Annotated in this window: 18 protein-coding genes; 12 read left to right on the plus strand and 6 right to left on the minus strand. The window is 71.4% G+C overall.

Translation table 11 applies throughout. The features are described from left to right. Positions 1 to 3: 3 nt before the first annotated feature. From WFJ97_RS15835 to WFJ97_RS15845, 3 genes are all read left to right on the plus strand, one after another. Positions 4 to 1,305: an MFS transporter gene (locus WFJ97_RS15835; RefSeq protein WP_336642205.1), complete on the plus strand. Its 1,302-nt coding sequence runs from the start codon at positions 4 to 6 to the stop codon at positions 1,303 to 1,305. Positions 1,306 to 1,330: 25 nt separating this feature from the next. Further along, entirely contained in the window at positions 1,331 to 1,771 is a 441-nt protein-coding gene (gene arfB, locus WFJ97_RS15840) for an alternative ribosome rescue aminoacyl-tRNA hydrolase ArfB (protein WP_336642206.1), read from the plus strand. Between the two features lie 94 nt (positions 1,772 to 1,865). Next, positions 1,866 to 2,579, plus strand: a complete 714-nt coding sequence (locus WFJ97_RS15845) for a DUF4870 domain-containing protein (RefSeq protein WP_336642207.1) — start codon at positions 1,866 to 1,868, stop codon at positions 2,577 to 2,579. A gap of 93 nt (positions 2,580 to 2,672) precedes the next feature. Here the strand turns inward: WFJ97_RS15845 and WFJ97_RS15850 are convergent, their stop codons facing one another. Both WFJ97_RS15850 and WFJ97_RS15855 read right to left on the minus strand, forming a co-directional pair. Further along, positions 2,673 to 3,821, minus strand: a complete 1,149-nt coding sequence (locus WFJ97_RS15850; RefSeq protein WP_336642208.1) for a baeRF2 domain-containing protein — start codon at positions 3,819 to 3,821, stop codon at positions 2,673 to 2,675. A gap of 146 nt (positions 3,822 to 3,967) precedes the next feature. Next, the gene (locus WFJ97_RS15855; RefSeq protein ID WP_336642209.1) at positions 3,968 to 6,055 is read right to left on the minus strand and encodes a bifunctional lysylphosphatidylglycerol flippase/synthetase MprF; all 2,088 of its coding nucleotides are present in this window, start codon (positions 6,053 to 6,055) and stop codon (positions 3,968 to 3,970) included. Between the two features lie 70 nt (positions 6,056 to 6,125). Between WFJ97_RS15855 and WFJ97_RS15860 the strand changes: the two genes are divergently transcribed. Then, on the plus strand, positions 6,126 to 7,223 hold the full coding sequence (locus WFJ97_RS15860) for a PQQ-dependent sugar dehydrogenase (protein ID WP_336642240.1): 1,098 nt from the start codon (positions 6,126 to 6,128) through the stop codon (positions 7,221 to 7,223). 15 nt (positions 7,224 to 7,238) lie between these two features. Here WFJ97_RS15860 and WFJ97_RS15865 read toward each other — a convergent pair whose 3' ends face one another. From WFJ97_RS15865 to WFJ97_RS15875, 3 genes are all read right to left on the minus strand, one after another. After that, on the minus strand, positions 7,239 to 8,045 hold the full coding sequence (locus tag WFJ97_RS15865) for a tyrosine-protein phosphatase (RefSeq protein WP_336642210.1): 807 nt from the start codon (positions 8,043 to 8,045) through the stop codon (positions 7,239 to 7,241). 53 nt (positions 8,046 to 8,098) lie between these two features. Beyond that, complete coding sequence (locus WFJ97_RS15870; protein ID WP_336642211.1) at positions 8,099 to 8,791, minus strand: DsbA family protein; 693 nt, start codon at positions 8,789 to 8,791, stop codon at positions 8,099 to 8,101. Between the two features lie 78 nt (positions 8,792 to 8,869). Further along, positions 8,870 to 9,259 carry a hypothetical protein gene (locus WFJ97_RS15875; protein ID WP_336642212.1) on the minus strand — a complete coding sequence of 130 codons (390 nt, stop codon included), beginning with the start codon at positions 9,257 to 9,259 and terminating at the stop codon, positions 8,870 to 8,872. A gap of 74 nt (positions 9,260 to 9,333) precedes the next feature. Between WFJ97_RS15875 and WFJ97_RS15880 the strand changes: the two genes are divergently transcribed. The 3 genes from WFJ97_RS15880 to WFJ97_RS15890 all read left to right on the plus strand — a co-directional run bounded on the left by WFJ97_RS15880 (position 9,334) and on the right by WFJ97_RS15890 (position 12,462). Continuing rightward, positions 9,334 to 9,732: a PLD nuclease N-terminal domain-containing protein gene (locus WFJ97_RS15880; RefSeq protein WP_247956762.1), complete on the plus strand. Its 399-nt coding sequence runs from the start codon at positions 9,334 to 9,336 to the stop codon at positions 9,730 to 9,732. Next, on the plus strand, positions 9,729 to 11,438 hold the full coding sequence (gene menD / locus WFJ97_RS15885) for a 2-succinyl-5-enolpyruvyl-6-hydroxy-3-cyclohexene-1-carboxylic-acid synthase (RefSeq protein WP_336642213.1): 1,710 nt from the start codon (positions 9,729 to 9,731) through the stop codon (positions 11,436 to 11,438). The genes WFJ97_RS15880 and menD overlap by 4 nt, the downstream gene beginning before the upstream one ends. A 181-nt stretch (positions 11,439 to 11,619) precedes the next feature. Then, positions 11,620 to 12,462 carry a PPK2 family polyphosphate kinase gene (locus WFJ97_RS15890; protein WP_336642214.1) on the plus strand — a complete coding sequence of 281 codons (843 nt, stop codon included), beginning with the start codon at positions 11,620 to 11,622 and terminating at the stop codon, positions 12,460 to 12,462. A gap of 26 nt (positions 12,463 to 12,488) precedes the next feature. Here the strand turns inward: WFJ97_RS15890 and WFJ97_RS15895 are convergent, their stop codons facing one another. Further along, complete coding sequence (locus WFJ97_RS15895) at positions 12,489 to 13,748, minus strand: isochorismate synthase (protein ID WP_336642215.1); 1,260 nt, start codon at positions 13,746 to 13,748, stop codon at positions 12,489 to 12,491. 36 nt (positions 13,749 to 13,784) lie between these two features. On the opposite strand from WFJ97_RS15895, the gene WFJ97_RS15900 reads away from it, so the two are divergent. From WFJ97_RS15900 to WFJ97_RS15920, 5 genes are all read left to right on the plus strand, one after another. After that, positions 13,785 to 14,378, plus strand: coding sequence for a hypothetical protein (locus WFJ97_RS15900; protein ID WP_336642216.1), 594 nt, complete (start codon positions 13,785 to 13,787; stop codon positions 14,376 to 14,378). 9 nt (positions 14,379 to 14,387) lie between these two features. Next, on the plus strand, positions 14,388 to 15,119 hold the full coding sequence (locus WFJ97_RS15905; RefSeq protein WP_336642217.1) for a class I SAM-dependent methyltransferase: 732 nt from the start codon (positions 14,388 to 14,390) through the stop codon (positions 15,117 to 15,119). A gap of 20 nt (positions 15,120 to 15,139) precedes the next feature. Next, entirely contained in the window at positions 15,140 to 16,201 is a 1,062-nt protein-coding gene (locus WFJ97_RS15910; protein WP_336642218.1) for a polyprenyl synthetase family protein, read from the plus strand. 63 nt (positions 16,202 to 16,264) lie between these two features. After that, positions 16,265 to 17,638, plus strand: coding sequence for an FAD-dependent oxidoreductase (locus tag WFJ97_RS15915; protein ID WP_247634087.1), 1,374 nt, complete (start codon positions 16,265 to 16,267; stop codon positions 17,636 to 17,638). Positions 17,639 to 17,662: 24 nt separating this feature from the next. Further along, complete coding sequence (locus tag WFJ97_RS15920; protein WP_336642219.1) at positions 17,663 to 18,685, plus strand: alpha/beta hydrolase; 1,023 nt, start codon at positions 17,663 to 17,665, stop codon at positions 18,683 to 18,685.

Genomic DNA, 18,685 nt, shown 5'->3' on the forward strand with positions numbered 1-18,685 from the left:
GGTATGACTTCACCCTCTCTCCTCTCCGCGCGCTCCACGAACCGCGCCTGGATCATGCTCATCGTCCTGACGATGCTCACCGTCATCGGCATGACGGTCGTCCTTCCCGTGCTCCCCTTCGTCGTGCTGCAGTACGTGTCGCACGAGAGCGACCTCGCCATCTGGGTCGGGGTGCTCGAGGCGATCAACGGCCTGTGCGCCTTCCTCGTCGCCCCGTTCCTCGGCCGCCTCTCCGACCGCTTCGGTCGGAGGCCCGTCATCATCGCCGCCGCCTTCGGAGCCGCGCTCTCGATGGCGCTGTTCGGGATCGGCGGCGCGCTGTGGGTGCTCGTGCTCGCGCGCGTCATCCAGGGGCTGACCGCCGGCGATCTGCCCGCACTCTTCGCCTACCTCGCAGACATCACCCCGCCCGAGAAGCGCGCACAGCGCTTCGGTCTGCTCGGTGCCCTCTCGGGCATCGGCATGATGGTGGGCCCGGCGGTCGGGGGACTCCTCGCCGCGGTCAGCCTGCAGCTGCCCGTCTTCGTGACCGCCGCCGTCGGCCTGACGATCGCGATCCTCAGCATGTTCCTGCTGCCCGAGAGCCTCGCGCCCGAGAACCGCATCGCGCGCATCGCGGCCCGCGACGTGCAACCGTTCGCCGTCTTCCGCAATGCCTTCGCCCGCCGCGAGCTGCGCGGACTCCTCATCGGCTTCGCGCTGCTCGCCCTGCCGTTCGGGTTCTTCGTCAACAACTTCAGCGTGCTCGCCCTCGACTCGATCCAGTGGGGACCCACGCAGATCGGGCTGCTCACCGCGGCCGTCGGCATCATCGACATCCTCATCCAGGGTGTGCTGCTGGGCATCCTGCTGCCCCGTATCGGCGAGCGCGGCGTGATCGTCAGCGGAATCGTCGCCCAGGCGATCGGTCTCACCGGTCTCGCGATCGTCGCGTCCGTGCTCGCGCAGCCCTGGGTGTTCATCGTCGGTGCGCTGATGCTCGCCGCAGGCCAGGGCGCCGCGACCGCCGCGATGGACGGCGCGATGTCGAACGCCGTGGGCGATGACGAGCAGGGCTGGCTGGGGGGCGTGACGCAGTCGCTCAACGCCGCGATGGGCACGCTCGCCCCGCTCATCGCCGCCGCGCTCTACGCCGGCATCAGCCACGCCGCGCCCTACTGGCTGGGCGTCGCGCTCATGGGCGTCGCCGCGATCGTCGTCGGCCGCGCGCACATCGCCAACACCGCGAAGAAGGAGGCGGCCGGCGCGCTCGGTGAGCGGATCGACGAGCAGGATGCCGCTGCTCCCGCGCCGATCGCGGGATGACGCCGATCGGGGGATGATGGATGCCATGTCCACCTCTGCTCGCCCCGGCCTCCGGGTCTCGTCGGGTCTCACGATCCCCGAGTCCGAGCTGTCGTGGCGGTTCTCCCGCTCCTCGGGGCCGGGCGGGCAGGGCGTGAACACGGCGGACTCCCGCGTGGAGTTGGTGTGGGATGCCGTGAACTCCGCGCAGCTCTCCCCGGTGCAGCGGGAGCGGATCCTCGAGAGGCTGGCCGGCCGGCTGGTGAACGGCGTGCTCACGATCGCGGCATCCGAGCACCGGGCGCAACTGCGAAACCGCGAGGCGGCGCGGGAGCGGCTGGCCGCGCTCGTCGCCGAGGCCATCCGCCCGCCTGCGCCTCCCCGACGCCCGACGAAGCCCAGTCGTGGATCGAAGGAGCGGCGGCTGAAGGCCAAGCAGCGCCGCACCGATGTGAAGCAGCTGCGTCAGCGGCCGCGCGACGTCTGACCCGTCCACAGCTGTCGGCGGGTGCGCGCGGTCTCTGCGATGATGGTCGCTGGCCCGCTCAGGGGGAGCGCGGTTCCGACCTTGGGAGTGACAGATGACCGAAGAGAACGACGCCGTCCAGCCGCCCGAACCTCCCGCCGCGCCTCAGCCGCCGGCGGGCTACCAGCCGCCCGCCGGATACTCGCTCCCGGCGCAGCCGCCGTACGGTCAGGCTCCGGCGCAGCCGCCGTACGGTCAGGCTCCGGCGCAGCCGCCGTACGGTCAGGCTCCGGCGCCGTACCCGGGGCAGCCCGCGTACGGCCAGGCGCCTGCTCAACCGCCGTACGGCCAGGCTCCGACCGGCTACCCCGCTCCCGGTTATCCGGCCCCCGGCTACGCCCCCTACGGCTACCCGCCGATCAGCGGTCGTCGCTATTGGGCACTGCTGTTCCTCGTGTACATCCCGTACGTCGGTGCGATCGTCGCCGCGATCGTCGGGATCGTGCAGCGGTCGTCCGCGATGCGCTCGCCGCATCCGATCGTGCGTGAGAACGCGCGCTGGGCGGCGAACTGGGCACTCAGCTACGTGCTGTACCTCATCGTGCTCTTCGTCCTCCTCATCACGATCGGCGTCGGGACGGCGCGGCCGCGCTCGTACGACGAGTACGGCTACAGCGACGGCGGCGACCCCTCGGGCTGGATCGCCGTCCCCGGGTTGCTCATCATCGGAATCGGGATCTACTGCCTGGTCACCCTCATCCGCGGAACGGTGATCTCCGAGCGGGTCGTGCACCGGCCCGCCCTGGCGATCCCGTTCTTCCGCGCCTGATCCGCGGAAGCGACGCCACACCGCACACGAAGAGAGGACGCGGGCCCACGATCGGGTCCGCGTCCTCTCTTCGTATGCGGCGTGCGGTGCGCGTCAGCTCGGATCGGCGTCCGCCCCGGCATCCGCCCACCGCAGCGAGGCGATCGGCTCGCGCACGGGGCGCTCCTCGCGGCGGTCGTCTGACGCCTCGTACTCGTCGTCCTCGATCAGCACGCGGGCGTCGGTGAGCAGGGCGGCGCGCGCGAGCGCCTCGGCGGCGCGGATGCTTCCCAGCACCTGCGTGTTCAGGCGCTGCGCCACGTCGGTCACCACCCACGGCGGGCCGTCGAGAGCGATCAGCGTGCGCTCGTCGTCGAGCAGGCGCCCGTCGAGCACGAGAGTGTCGACGCGGGCCTGCTGCAGAGCCTCGATGACCGCCGGGAAGCCTTCGGCACCACCCGAGCCGTCGTCGGCGGCTGCACGGTCGCGCACGTCGGCGATCTCCCGACGGCGGCGCTCGTCGATCTCGCGGGCGATCGTGTCGTCGAGCGCCGTGCGATCGGCACCGTCGGCCCGGGTGTTCGCATCGACGTCGACGAGCAGCGCGCGCTCGTCGCCCGTGAGCTCCTCGGCCAGCAGCTGTCGTGCGCGCACATCGCCCGACACCGCGACGAACGCGGGCCGCTCCTCGCGGATGAGTGCGCTCAGTGCGGCCGCGACATCCTTCTGGTTCTGCTTCCAGACGTTCTCGACGTAGTTCTGGTACTTCGCGTCTCCCAGGCCGCCCGTGCGCACCTTCGAGATCTCGTCGGTGTCGCCCTCGATCTCGGTCTCGCGCTCGCTGCCGCCGCGTCCCGAGGTCTCGAGGCGGATGTCGGCGCCGTCGCGGCTCGTCTCGACGACGAGGTAGCGGGTCTCCGACGCCGTGTGGCGCAGGAGGGGGAGGATCGACGGCAGGGCGCCGTGCTCGAGGCGCTCCGGGCCGAGGCGCGCTCCGATGAAGCTGCGATCGAGCACCGTCTCTCCGTCGCGGGCGATCACGACGCGGGCCGACGGACTCGGCAGTCCGTTGCGCTGGCCGAGGGCGGTCTCGATGGCCGCGGCGTCGTCTTCCGGTGCTCCGACCTCGTCGATCAGCTGGTCGCGCACGGCCTGGTGGCGGGCTCCCTCCTCGACCTGCGGCAGCTCGCCCGTGCCGTCGACGTAGGCGGTGGTCCAGGGCCCCGAACCCTGCAGGATCTCGGTCAGCGTGTGTTCGCTCATGACTTCTCCTTCATCGGTCGTCGGTCCACACGACGCTAGGAAACGAGAGGGGAGAGGTCGACCGGGTTGACGAATCGGACGCCCGACGTTAGCCGCGCGCGGGGTCGGCATCGGGCGCTCCCGAGGAGCGCCGGACCGGCGCCGGGTTAGTCCTTGCCGCCCCGCACGAGCTCCAGCCCCGCCCCGGCGAACTGCCGCAGCGTCGCATCGGGCAGGAACGCCCGGGTCAGCGCGCCACCGATCCGGGTGAGGTCGCTCTCGTCGCGGAACAGCAGGTACATGGTCTCGTAGCGGGGGTGGAACTTCTGCTTGAAGCGGTGCAGCGAACCGAAGCCGTACACCGGTTCGAGGGCGTCGGCGAGGCGGTCACTCAACGCGGCGATCATCCCGGCGTCCGGCGGATAGTCGTGGGCGAGCGGCGCTCCCGAGAGCGACATGATCTCGGCGCCCTCCTCGGAGAACTGCTTCGCCGAGGCGCCGATCAGGTACTCCATCACGGGTGCGAACCCGCCCTCGCGTCGGCGCATCAGATCGAGGGTCCAGCCGCGCACCCGGCCGCCCGCGCCGTACACCGGCAGCCACGACAGGAAGCCGTCGACGTCGCCGTTGGGCGCGAGTGCCAGGGCGATCCGCACCTCCGGGTCCTCGGCCTCCTCGAGCGTGCCGAGGGTGAAGCGCATCTCGGGCAGATCCTTGTCGCCGACCCACGCCTCCGAGATCGCGCGCAGCTGCTGCTTCACGCCCCACGACTCGTCGCCGAGCCGCGTCATCCGGAACGTCATGTCTTCGCGACCCGCTCGGTTCAGCGAGGTGCGCACCGATGCCCACTGCTTGCCCGTGAACTCCAGTCCCGGCAGATCGACGATCGTGTCGTCGGCGACGACGATGCTGCGCCACGTCGACGGCACGGCGGCGAGGGTCGCGGCATCCGCACTGAAGAAGCACGGAACGAGGCCGGCCTGCTCGGCCGTGCGGATGAATTCCCCGGCCGCGTCGGCCCGCGCATCCGCGGGGCCGATCGGGTCGGCGAGCGCGAGGGCGACTCCGTTGCGGCGCTGGTACGCGACCACGCCTCCGGCCACCCGGGCGTAGCTGTTGCCCTCCCAGGTCGTCATCCACGACAGCGTGCCGCCGCCGTGCGCGCGCAGATCGGCCTTGACGTCGTCGACGGTCGGCGTGGGCAGGATGCCGAGGGGCGAGCGCCGTTTGGCGCGGAACGCGCGCCGCACCCACACGAGGTAGACGAGCACGACGACCCAGAGGAACCCGTTGGCGAGCGCGAGCTCGGTCTCGCCGTCCCAGCGGATGTCGAGCTCGGCCTGACTCGTGAGGATGATGAGCGTCAGCACGAGGGCGGCGATCAGCACGTTGAAGATGCCGAGGAGCACGGCGAGCACCCACGACCAGCGGCGTCCGCGACGCAAGCCGTTCACGAGCACGAGGATCACGACCAGGTCGATCGCCAGGTCGATGAAACCGCCCGAGGCCGGATCGGTGGGGCCGAACGGTCCGTCGGTGGGCACCAGGGTCGTGATGATCTCGACCGCGCCGAGCACGAGGATCGCCATCACCGCGATGAGCCGCTGCTCGCGCACCGTCGTGCGTCGTACGCGCAGCGAGCGGTCGACCACCAGGATCAGCAGCACGGCGAGCAGGTGCTCGAGGTCGGCGACCTTGCCCCAGAACAGCATGGCGACGAACACGAAGCCGAGCAGGATCAACCAGCCGCGCACGCGCCACGGCGGGCGGAACAGGCCGACGGCCGCCGCGATGCACGCCATGGTGCCGCCGGATGCCCCGACGTCGAGCGCCTGCGCCTGGGCCGTCGCCCACGCCCACGGGAACTGCGAGAGCACGAACAGCAGGAGGGCGGTGGCGAAGATCGCGAACAGCTGCCCGATCGCGTAGTAGGCGAGGGCGACGCGAGACCCGCGACGGTACTCGAGGTACGCCATGCCCCAGAAGCCCGAGATCGTGAAGATGTACACCCACGGTTCGTTCACGAAGAACGTGCCGGTCAGCGGCGTCCACCACTTGCCGTCGGCGAGATTGGGGAGCCCGTAGGCGACGGTCTCGAACAGCGCGGACTTCTCGAAGGGGGTCCAGAGTCCCTGCCACACCACGCCGACGACGAGGATCAGCGCGATGAACGTCAACGTCGCCGGCATCCGTCTCACGACGGAGAGCGCCGAGGACCGCACGGGTGTCGACGAGGCGTTCGGCTCTGCGTGCATGCGCTCAGCGTAGCGATCAGCGCCCCTCCGGGTCTTCCTCCATCTGACGCGAGAGGGTTGGATGGGAGACATGCTCCTCTCGCGCCGGACCGCCACCGCCCTCCTGGTCGTGTCTGCCGTCGCGCTGGCCGGATGCGCATCCCCGACCCCGGTCCCGACACCGGAGTCGGCCGAGTCCGAGGCCGCGACGATCCTCACGTCCGTCGTCGCCTCGGGACTCGACGCGCCCTGGTCCATCGCCTTCCACGGAGAGACGGCGCTGGTGAGCGAGCGCGACAGCGCACGGATCGTCGAGATCACGGCGACGGGTGGCGCGCGCGAGGTGGGCCGCATCGAGGGAGTGCGGGCGGGCGGTGAGGGCGGGCTCCTCGGCATCGCCGTGCACGAGGATCAGCTCTACACGTACCTCACGGCCGACGCCGGCGACGGCGGAGCGCCCGAGAACCGCATCGAGCGCCGCGATCTGCTCGGCGACCCGGGCGCGCTCTCGCTGGGAGATGCCGCGACGGTGATCGACGGCATCCCGGCGGCCGGCAACCACAACGGCGGCCGCATCGCCTTCGGCCCCGACGGGATGCTGTACGCCACGACCGGCGACGCCGGCGATCGCGAGAGCGCGCAGGACCCCGACGCGCTGTCGGGCAAGATCCTCCGGCTCACCCCCGAGGGCGCCGTTCCCGACGACAACCCGATCCCGGGCTCGGCGGTCTACACGCTCGGCCACCGGAACCCGCAGGGCATCGCCTGGGCCGAGGACGGCACGATGTACGCGAGCGAGTTCGGGCAGGACACCTGGGACGAGCTCAACGTGATCGTCGCGGGCGAGAACTACGGGTGGCCGACCGTCGAGGGCATCGCCGACCGCGAGGGCTTCGTCGACCCGGTGCAGCAGTGGTCGCCGTCGACCGCGAGTCCGAGCGGTATCGCGGTGGCGGCGGATGAGATCGTGATCGCGAACCTGCGGGGCGAACGTCTGCGGATCGTTCCGCTCGCCGACACCGGAACGGCGTTCGAGCTGCACGGCGGCGAGCAGCGCGGCGAGTACGGACGCCTGCGCGATGCGGTCGCCGCCCCCGACGGATCGGTCTGGGTGCTCACGAACAACACCGACGGTCGCGGCGATCCTCGGGATGGCGACGACCGCATCCTCCGGGTCGACTTCGGATAGGTCCTTCGGGGAGGCTTACTCTCCCCGGAGCACCCGACGAAGACCGGCGATCTCGTCGTCGGTCATCCCACCGCTGCGCAGGTACCCCGTCGCGCCGCCGTGCTCGGTGGTGATCCAGTCCAGCGCGGCCTCGATCGCCGGAGCCGGTGACTCGGTGGCGAGCGTGCGCAGGCGCGGCGTCAGCGGCACCCCGATCGCGGTGATGAGCTGCGTGAGCGAGGCGGCGAAGCCGCGCGCGAGGTTCGTGCCGGTCTGCGTGTAGTCCTCGACGATCGCCTCGCGCGGCACCCCGGCGACCGACAGCAGGATCGCCGCGGCCAGGCCCGTGCGGTCCTTGCCCGCCGTGCAGTGGAACAGCACGCCCGGCCGGTCGGTGCCCGCGGCATCGAGCACCGCGCGCGCCACGGTCGCGAACTGCGGAGCGCTCGCGGCCAGGATGGCGACGTACAGGTCCTCCAGCGTCGGCACCTGATCGAGCACCGCCGCCATCTGCTCGTCCGTCAGCGCGTGCTGCCCGCTCGCGGGCAGCAGCTTCTGCACCATCTCGTCCATCGCCCCGCCCTGCACCGACAGCGGCACGAGCGTCACGCTGCCGTCGTCGGGCAGCAGGTCCGCGGCGCGGGTGCGCTCGGCGTCGGTGCGCAGATCGATCACCGTGCCGATGCCGAGGTCGGCCAGCGCCCGCAGGCCTTCGTCGGTCAGGCTCGCCAGGGCATCCGATCGGAACAGGATGCCGGGGGCGATCACCGCGCCGTCGGAGGTGGCGATCCCCTCGAGGCTGCGGGCGTTGTGGGTGACCGTGAGAGCGGAGGAGATGTCCATGCGAGCGAGCGTAGCGAAGGTGGTGGGCTCGCTCTGGCCGCCGGTCCGGACCGTCAGCCCTCGACGGCCCGGGTGACGGCCTCCTCCAGGTCGTCCCATTCCTGCAGCTGCACGTACGTGCCGTCGACGAAGAACGACGGAGTGCTGGTGATGCCGAGCGACTCGCCGTCGGTCTTGTCGGCCTGGATCCGGGCGAGCGTCGCGGGGTCGGCGATCGCCGCGTCGTAGGCCGCCATGTCGAGCCCGAGGGATTCGGCCATCGCGCGGAACACCGCGGGCGTCTCGCCCGTCGCGTGACTCCACTCCTGCTGGGTCTCGAACAGTCGGTGGTACATGTCCTCGAAGCGATCCTGCTGCGCCGCCGCCTCGGCCGCCAGAGCCGCCTGTGTCGAGTTGATGTGACCGGGCAGCGGGAAGTACCGCACCACGTAGGTGATCTCGCCGTCGTACTGCGCACGCAGGTCTTCGACGATCGGGTAGAAGGCGCCGCACGCCTCGCACTCGAAGTCGAGGAACTCGACGACGGTCACGGCATCCGTCCCGCCGTCGTCGAGCACGTGCGAGTCTGCCCGGGTGGTCTGCAGGGTGCCGTCTTCGGCGACGTCGGGCGCGGGCGCCTGCTGGGTGATGGCGTAGACGATGCCGGCGATCGCGAGCACGACGGCGACGGCGAGAGCGATGAGGGTCGCCTTGACGGGCGTGGTCAGGCGGGGCTTCTGAGGGGGGCGAGAGGGTGTGGCGAACATGGGTGTCTCCAGACACGAGCGAAAGAGGAACGACGGACGAGGATGCCGCGGGCAGCGGCCGGATCGACGCGTCGTCGCTCAGGTGCGGGAGATCGAGAGCTCGGTGAGGGTGAGGGCGGTGCGCGACGGGCGGGGACCGGCGCGTGGCGCGGCGACGGCGAGGCTCGCACGCGGGAGCCGGATGCCGGGGCCGCGCCGCAGCATCCGCACGAGCAGCACGAGGAGTGCGAGGAACCAGAGCACGACGAAGCCCGCCACCGCGGTGTGCGAGGAGGAGGCATCGACCGGTGCGACCTCCTCGTGGTGCGACGCTCCGGCTCCGGCATCCGACGCGGAGGCCCCCGACGCCAGGCAGAGCGACGCGTGCACATCGGCCTCGCCGTGCGAGGTCGACCAGGCGCCCACGACCAGCAGCAGGGCGAGGCCCAGCGCGGTGAAGAGGGTGGTCAGCGACCGGGTCGACGTCATGGTGCGCGAAGTCTAACAAGCGGTCCTCTGCACCCGCCGGGCCACGTGTCCGTCGACCCGCTTACACTGGAGGGGTGGCGAGACTACTGATCATCGGCGGCTTCCTGGCCGCCGTGTTCTGGGTGTTCAGCATCGTCGACTGCGCAGTGCAGCCGGCGACGCGGCACCGTGGTGTGCGCAAGGGCATCTGGATCCTGATCGTCGTGCTCCTCCCCGTCATCGGCGGGGTCCTCTGGTTCGTGATCGGCCGACGCCGCAAGAACGACCCCGGTCCCGCGCGCGTGATCGCCCCCGACGACGACCCGATGTTCCTGCGCGGCATCAGCAAGACCGAGCAGGACGCCCGCATCGCTCGTCTCGAAGAAGAACTCGCACGCCTCGATGCCGAGACGGATGCCGCGAACGAGGCGCAGATCGACGGCGACAACGACAGCGGCTCCACTCCCGGGGCGACGCCCGAGCCCCGCCCGTGACCCTTCCGCGTCCGGCCGCGTCGCCGGCGACGGATGCCGCGGCATCCCTCCTCGCCGATCTGGTCGCCCACGGCGTGCGCGACCTCGTGCTCTCGCCCGGTTCGCGCTCCCAGGCGCTCGCGCTCGCCGCGGTGCGTCTGGCCGACACCGGCGACCTGCGCGTGCACGTGCGCATCGACGAGCGGGTGGCCGGCTTCACAGCTCTCGGGCTCGCCCGCGAGACCGGCGTACCGGCGGCGGTGCTGTGCACCTCGGGCACGGCGGCCGCCAACCTGCTGCCGGCCGCGATGGAGGCGTTCCACGCCGGAGTCCCGCTGCTGCTGCTGACCGCCGATCGTCCGCCCGAGCTGCGCGGAATCGGCGCCAACCAGGCGACGACCCAGCCCGGCATGTTCGCACCCTGGGTGCGTGAGGGCGTCGACGCTCCGGTTCCCGGTGAGTCGGGGTCCGGGGACGACTGGTCGGGCCTCGCCGTCCGCGCGGTCGCGCTCGCGCTCGGCGCGGACGCCCCGCACGGCCTTCCCGGAGTCGCGGGCCCCGTGCATCTGAACCTGCCCGCGCGCGAGCCGCTGTCGGGCGAACCGGTCGTCACCCCCGTCACTCCCGGCGCAGCTCCGATGCCCGCACGGGGCGAGGCCGTCGTGCTCGCGCGCGGACCCCGCACGGTCGTGATCGCCGGAGCGGATGCCGGGCCTGATGCCGAGGAGATCGCCCACGCCGGGTCGTGGCCGCTGATCGCCGAGATCGTGTCGGGTGCCCGCTTCGGCCGTCATCTCGTGCACGGCTATCGCGCACTGCTGCGCCGCGCGGATCTCGGCGGCGCCGTCGAGCGTGCGGTCGTGCTCGGGCATCCCACCCTCAGCCGCGAGGTCGCGGGGCTCCTCGCACGGCCCGAGGTCGAGGTCATCGCGGTGCGGCATGGCGGCGAGGAGCTCGACCTGAACCACCGCTCGCGGCCCGCGGCATCCGTCGTCGTCGCCGCGCCGTCGAACGATGACGACCGTGTCGCCGATCGGACCTGGCTCGGAGCCTGGCTCGAGGCGTCCGCCGCGCAGGCCGTCGACCTCAGCGAGCGGGCTCCGGATCACGACGGCCTGGCGTCCGCCGACTCCGCGACCCGACGCGACGCCGTCAAGGCCGAGCTCGAAGCCGTGCGGCGACCCCTCGACCGCGAACTGCTGGTCGATGCGGTGTGGCGGGCGACGTGGCCGCACGACCGGCTCGTGTTCGGGTCGTCGCGTCTCGTGCGCGTGGCCGACACGGTGCTCGGTGGCAAGAAGATCCCCGTGCACGCCAACCGCGGGCTCGCGGGCATCGACGGCACGATCGCGACCGCGACCGGCATCGCCCTCGCGAGCCAGGCGGGGGGAGCGCCGGGCGTGACCCGGGTGCTGCTCGGCGACCTCACTCTGCTGCACGATGTGGGAGCACTGTTGCTGCCGCCCGACGAGACCGAGCCGCGTCTGCAGGTCATCGTCGGAAACGACGGCGGGGGCACGATCTTCGACGGACTCGAGGTGGCGCAGGTCGCCCCGGCCGCCGACCTCGACCGCGCGTTCTACACGCCGCACCAGGTGCGCCTCGAGCACCTCGCCCTCGCCTACGGCTGGGAATACCAGCGCGTGACGACCCGCACCGCGCTCGACCAGGTGCTCACCCGCCCCGTCGGCGGCCGTCAACTCATCGAGGTTCCGCTCGCGCGCTGAGGTTAGGCGCCCGCGGAGCGTCTCGCCGCGGAGTGTCTCGCCCGCAGAGCCCCACCGCTCGCTGCCCATGCCCACCGACCGGTGCGAAACGTCGGTTCTGCCGCCCGGTGACCGACATTTCCCACCGATCGGTGCAGATCGAGACGTGCGCGGAAGCCCGCGACTCGGCCATCATGAGCAGATGAACGCTCACCAGTGGACCGAGACCCTCCGCGTCGGCGACGGCTTCCGTCTCGACGACGTCGATGCCGAGAGCACGCCCGGCTATCACGGGCACAAAGCCGACGGCGCCCGCGACCTCGCCGAGGGACTGGTCGCGCTCAAAGATCTGCAGGAGCGCCTGTTCGCCGAGAGTCGCACCGGTACCGCGACGGATGCCGTGCTGCTCGTGCTGCAGGCCATGGACTCGGCGGGCAAGGGCGGCATCGTGCGGCACGTCGTGGGCGGGGTCGACCCGCAGGGCGTCTCGCTCGCGGCGTTCAAGGCCCCGACCGACGAGGAGCGCGCGCACGACTTCCTCTGGCGCATCGAGAAGCGGCTGCCCGAGCCCGGGTTCATCGGCGTCTTCGATCGCTCGCACTACGAGGACGTGCTGATCGGGCGCGTGCGTGCCCTCGCGCCGCCCGAGGAGATCGAGCGGCGCTACGACGCGATCAACGCGTTCGAGGCGGATGCCGCGGCCTCCGGCATCCGCATCGTGAAGGTCATGCTGCACATCTCGCCCGAAGAGCAGAAGTCGCGGCTCATGGAACGTCTCGAGCGCCCCGACAAGCACTGGAAGTACAACCCCGGGGACGTCGACGAGCGGCTCGTCTGGCCCGAGTACATGCGGGCGTATCAGACGGTGTTCGAGCGCACCTCGACCGAGATCGCGCCCTGGCACGTCGTACCCGCGAACCGCAAATGGTACGCGCGCCTCGCGGTGCAGGAACTGCTGCTCGCGGCGCTGGAGGACATCGACCCGCAGTGGCCGGTCGCCGACTTCGACGTCGAGGTCGAGAAGAAGCGGCTCGCCGCGAGTTGAGCCCCGCGGGCGGCGCTGAGGCCCGTTCAGGCCAGGGCGTCGACCAGCGGGCGGAACTTCACCCGGGTCTCGAGCAGCTCCGACTCGGGGTCGGAGCCTGCGACGATGCCCGCGCCCGCATAAGCGGTCACGGCGATGTCGTCGTCGGTCGCGGTGAACTGAGCGCAGCGCAGCGCGATCGCCCACTCGCCGTTGCCCGCGGCATCCACCCATCCGACCGGGCCCGCGTAGCGTCCGCGGTCGAAGGGCTCCAGCTCGCGGATCACGCCGATGGCGATCGTCGTCGGGGTGCCGGCCACGGCCGCGGTCGGATGCAGCGCCCCGACCAGGTCGAGCGCCGATTCGCCCTCCGCCAGCTCGCCCTCCACGTCGGTCGCGAGGTGGAACAGGTTCGGCAGCTTCAGCAGGAACGGCTGCTCGCTCGCCGCCAGCGCCCGGGTGTGCGGGCGCAGCGAGGCGAGCACGCTCTGCACCGCGTACTGATGTTCGTCGAGGTCCTTGGTGCTCGAAGCGAGGGCGGCCGAGACGGCGGTGTCGGCGTCGGCATCCGCTCCGCGACCCGCGGTGCCCGCGAGCACGCGCGCGGTGACCGTGCGCTCGTGCACCGTGACGAGGGTCTCGGGGCTCGCGCCGATCAATCCGTCGACCGCGAACGCCCAGGTGTCGGGGTATCCGGTCGACAGCGCGCGCACGAGACGGCGCAGGTCGGAGCCTGCGGGGATGCTGCCGGTGAGGTCGCGCGCGAGCACGACCTTGCTCAGCTCACCTGCGGCGATCCGGCCGAGCGCCTGGCGCACCGAGTCCTGGTAGCCCTGGGGCGTCTGCGCACCGGGGCCGACGGTGCCGGCCCAGTGCGGTCCGTACGGGTGATCCGCGACGGTGCTCGGGGCGGCGGCATCCGCGTTCTCGTCGGCGTATCCGATGGTCGTGCGCCAGAACCGGTCGCCGTGGCGTCCGATCACCTGCGAGGGGATGACCAGCACGCTGTCGCTCGACGAGCGCTCGTCGAACGCGAGTGCGCCGAAGGCGACGAGCCCGGTGCCGGGCAGGTCGACCGGGTCGTCGATGCGCGCGGTGGAGGCGAGGCGGCGCCAGGCGGTGGCGAGGGCGGCGCTGCGCAGGCCGTTCGCTCCGGCCGAGGCACGCAGCTCGCGCAGGGGCTCGCCGGCGGCCACGATGCCGTCGCCGCGGCGCAGCCAGGCGAGGGGGCGGGAGGGGGAGGCGGATGCCAGGAGGTCTTCGACCGGATCGATCTCTCGGGTCTCCACGACCAGCGCGCTGCTCACGGCTCCAGCCTAATCTCTGCGTTCTAGGCTGAGCGCATGAGCGATGCCCGTCCCGCCGTGGGAACCCCGATGATCGTGCAGTGGCGAAAGTGGGACGGGTCTCCGCACTGGCGCCACGAGAGCGTGTACCTCGGGGCGGATGCCTGGGGTGACTGGGTGGGGCAGCCCGCCGGATGGCGCAGCAGTCGTCCGGGGCGGGACTACCTCGCCGGCGGCCCGAACGTGACCCTGATCCCCCACCAGGGCGACTTCGCCCTGACGGTGAACCGGGGGCATTCGAAGGGCATGCGCATCTACGTCGATCTCGGTTGGGACGTGCACTGGAGCGACGATCCGCTGCTCGCGACCGGCATCGACATGGATCTCGACGTCGTGCGCGTCGAGGGCGAGCGCGGCACCTGGGTCGACGACCGCGACGAGTGGGCAGAGCACAGCGCGCGCTACGGGTATCCGCCCGAGATCATGGCGCGGCTGGAGGCGCTGGCGCTCGACCTCGAGGAGCGGGTGCGTGCCCGGGTCGCGCCCTTCGACGATGCGACGGCGGATCGATGGCTCGACCTGCTCGAGTCGTTCGACCTGCACGGGTTCGAACCTGTCAACCCGCAGAATGCGCACAGACCCGACGCCTAGACTGATCCGGTGACCTCGAACGACCCCCGCAGCGAGCCCAACCGCGCCGATCTCGGCAAGGACCCCGCGCGCGTCAGCGGCATGTTCGACCAGGTGGCGGCCGGGTACGACCGCACGAACACCGCCATGACCTTCGGCAACGACGTGCTGTGGCGAGCGGCGACGACGCGCGCCGTCGCGCCGAAGCCGGGGGAGCGCATCCTCGATCTGGGGGCGGGCACGGCGTCGTCGTCGGCATCCCTCGCCCGCAGCGGCGCCCGGGTGGTCGCCGCCGACTTCTCGCCGGGCATGCTCGCCGAGGGCGAGCGCCGCCACGGATCGATGCGCAACCTCTCCTTCGTGCAGGCCGATGCCACCGCGCTGCCGTTCGGCGACGACGAGTTCGACGCCGTCACCATGTCGTACGCGCTGCGCAACGTCAACGACCCGAAGAAGGCGCTGCGCGAGCTGTTCCGCGTCACCCAGCCGGGCGGGCGTCTCGTGATCAACGAGTTCTCCACGCCCCCCGCTCCGCTCTTCCGCGGCGCCTACCGCTTCTACAACGCGCAGGTGCTGCCGCGCGTCGCCCGCGTCGCCGGCACCAACGGCGAAGCCTACGACTACCTCAACGAGTCGATCGCGGCCTGGCCCGACCAGAAGCGCCTGGCCGAGTGGATCCGCGAGGCCGGCTGGATCGACGTCGCGTACCGCAACCTCACCTTCGGGATCGTCGCCCTGCACCGGGCGCGAAAGCCCGCCTGAGACGACGGTAGGCTGACAACGTGACTTCGAGCCCCGTAGCCCCGGGATCGCGACTGGCGAGCCGTCTGGGTTTCAGCGACCGTGTCTTCATCGGTCCTGCTGCGCGGCGCGTCGCGCGCGCGATCGAAGACGGGCTCGAGCTCGTCGAGACCGGATTGGCCGAAGACGTGCGCGTCGCCGATCCCCTCGCCGACGCCGCGAGCCGGTACCTGTACGAGGCCGGGGGCAAGCGCATCCGTCCGGTGCTGACGCTCCTCGCCGCCCAGCTCGGCGACGGCAACACCGAGAAGGTGATCGACGTCGCCAAGGCGCTCGAGATCACGCACCTCGGCTCGCTCTACCACGACGACGTCATGGACGGAGCCGACCGCCGCCGCGGGGTTCCCGCCGCACACGCCGTGTGGGGCAACAACATCGCCATCCTCACCGGTGACATCCTCTTCTCGCGGGCCAGCCAGCTCATGTCGCGTCTCGGCGAGCGGGCGATCCGCCTGCAGGCAGACACGTTCGAGCGCCTCGTCCTGGGGCAGATGCACGAGACGCTCGGCGCGCAGCCCGACGACGACCCCATCGACTTCTACATCCAGGTGCTCGCCGACAAGACCGGCTCGCTGATCGCCGCCGCGACGCAGGGCGGGGTGATCTTCTCGAACGCGCCGAGCGAGTACGAGGAGCCGCTGCGGGTCTACGGCGAGAAGATCGGCGTGGCGTTCCAGCTGCTCGACGACGTCATCGACCTGTCGGCCAAGCCGGAGGACACCGGCAAGGTCCCCGGCACCGACCTGCGCGCGGGCGTGCCCACCATGCCGTACCTGCTGCTGAAGGCGCAGGACGACGCGGATGCCGCCGACCTCGCCGCCCGCATCGACGCGGGAGTCGTGCGCATCGCCGACGGTGAGGACCCCGCGATCCTCGACGGACCGCTCGCCGAGCTGCGCGACCACGCGGCGACGCAGAAGACCCTCGATCTCGCCCTGACGTGGACGCGCGACGCGATCTCCGCGCTCGCACCGCTGCCCCGGGGCACCGTGCGCGAGGCGCTGACGCGCTTCGCCGAGACCCTCGCCGAACGCTCCAGCTGACCGGCGCCGCGTCCGGACGGGCGCGGCTGTGCGGCTCACGCGACGGCATACGAAAGGACCTCCATGACCAAGCTCAGACTGGCCATCGTCGGTGCAGGACCCGCCGGGATCTACGCGGCCGACCTGCTGCTGAAGGCCGAGCGCAAGTTCGACGTCTCGATCGACCTGTTCGAGCAGCTGCCGGCGCCCTATGGACTGGTCCGCTACGGCGTCGCCCCCGATCACCCCCGCATCAAGGGCATCATCAACGCGCTGCGCGATGTGCTCGACCGCGGGGACATCCGCCTGTTCGGCAACGTGCGCTTCGGCGAGGACATCACCCTCGACGACCTCAAGAAGCACTACAACGCCGTGATCTTCGCGACCGGCGCGATCCGCGACACCTCTCTCGACATCCCCGGCATCGACGCGGTCGCCTCCTACGGTGCGGCCGACTACGTCAGCTGGTTCGACGGGCACCCCGACGTGCCGCGCGAGTGGCCGCTCGACGCGGCATCCGTCGCCGTGCTCGGCAACGGCAACGTCGCGCTCGACGTGTCGCGCATGCTCGCCAAGCACGCCGAGGACCTGCTCGTCACCGAGGTGCCCGAGAACGTCTACGAGGGCATGAAGTCCAGCGCGGTCACCGACGTGCACGTCTTCGGACGCCGGGGCCCGGCGCAGGTGAAGTTCACCCCGCTCGAGCTGCGCGAACTCGGCGAGCTGCGCGACGTCGACATGGTGGTCTACGACGAGGACTTCGACTACGACGACGCCGCCAAGGATGCCGTCGCGAGCAACAAGCAGGTCATGGTCATCGACCGCATCCTGCAGTCGTGGCGCAAGCTCGACTCGGTCAACAACGCCGGCGGAACGGCATCCCGTCGCCTGCACCTGCACTTCTGGGCGCGCCCGGTCGAGGTGCGCACCGACGACAGCGGCCGCGTCGCGGCGCTCGTCTACGAGCGCACCCAGCCCGACGGGCAGGGCGGCGCGATCGGCACCGGCGAGATGCGCGAGCTGCCGATCCAGGCGCTGTACCGCGCGATCGGCTACTTCGGCTCGCCGCTGCCCGGCGTGCCCTTCGACAAGAAGCACGGCGTGATCCCGAACCGCGAGGGGCAGGTGCTCGCGAAGGACTCGAACGAGAAGGTTCCCGGCATCTACGCGACCGGCTGGATCAAGCGCGGACCGGTCGGGCTCATCGGCCACACCAAGTCCGACGCGATGGAGACCGTGCGTCACATCATCAACGACCAGGGCTCGTGGTGGCACCCGGAGGACCCCTCGGAGGAGGCCATCCCGGCGCTGCTCGAGGAGCGCGACGTGAAGTGGACCGATCTCGACGGCTGGCACCGCCTCGACGAGCACGAGATCGCCCTGGGTGCTCCGCACGAGCGGGCGCGCGTCAAGGTCGTGCCGCGTGACGAGATGGTGCGCGTCTCCCGCGGGGAGTGAGTCGCCCTCGGATAGCCTGGCCGCATGGCTGACACCGGCTCCGTGCACTGGATCCCCGACGTCCTCGGCGACGAGTTCGAGCAGCTGACGCTGCCGCTCGCCGACGACGACCAGGGCCCGGTCGTCGCGACCCTGGTGCGCGCGCTGCCGGCATCCGTCGGGTGGTGGGAGCGCGTGCGGGGACGGATGCCGCTCCTGCACGATGTCGACGTGCTCTACGTGCACGGCTGGTCGGACTACTTCTTCCAGAAGCGCCTCGCACGGTTCTGGACCTCGCGCGGCGCGCGGTTCTTCGCGCTGGATCTGCGCAAGTACGGGCGCAGCCTGCGCGACGGGCAGACGCCCGGGTACGTGACCGATCTCGCGACCTACGACGAGGACATCGCCGCGGCGCTCGACGCGATGGGCCGGGGAGCGGATGCCGAGGCGTCGCCTCGTCGCCTCGTGCTGCTCGGACACTCGACGGGCGGGCTGACGCTGAGCCTCTGGGCGTCACGGCATCCGGGGATGGCGGATGCCGTGATCCTCAACAGTCCGTGGTTGGAGTTCCAGTTCGCGGCGGCGCGAGCGGCGATCGCGCCGATGGTCGAGCTGCAGGCGCGGCTGCGCCCGCTCGATGCCGCACCGCAGATCGATCTCGGCTTTTACAGTCGGGCGCAGGAGGCGGTGGCCGATCCCGACGACCCGATGGAGGTCGACCTCCGCTGGCGCCCGCAGCAGACCATGGCGGTGCACGCCGGCTGGTTGCACGCGATCCTCAGCGGCCACCGCACGGTCGCGGCGGGGTTGTCGATCACGGCACCGGTGTGCGTGCTGCTGTCGGCGCGGTTCGCGTCGCCGACGCGGTGGTCCGACGAGCTCACGCGGGCGGATACCGTGCTCGTCGTCGAGGACATCGCCCGCGCCGCGCTGCGCCTCGGGCCGTCGGTCACCGTCGAGCGGATCGACGGTGCGCTGCACGACGTGTTCCTCTCGGCGCACGACGCGCGCGAGGACGCGTATCGGCGGCTCGACCGCTGGGTGAGAGGGTGGCGAGCCGCCGGGTGA

This window comes from Microbacterium sp. USHLN272 (genome assembly GCF_037149655.1).
GTDB classification, from domain to species: Bacteria; Actinomycetota; Actinomycetes; order Actinomycetales; family Microbacteriaceae; genus Microbacterium; species Microbacterium galbinum.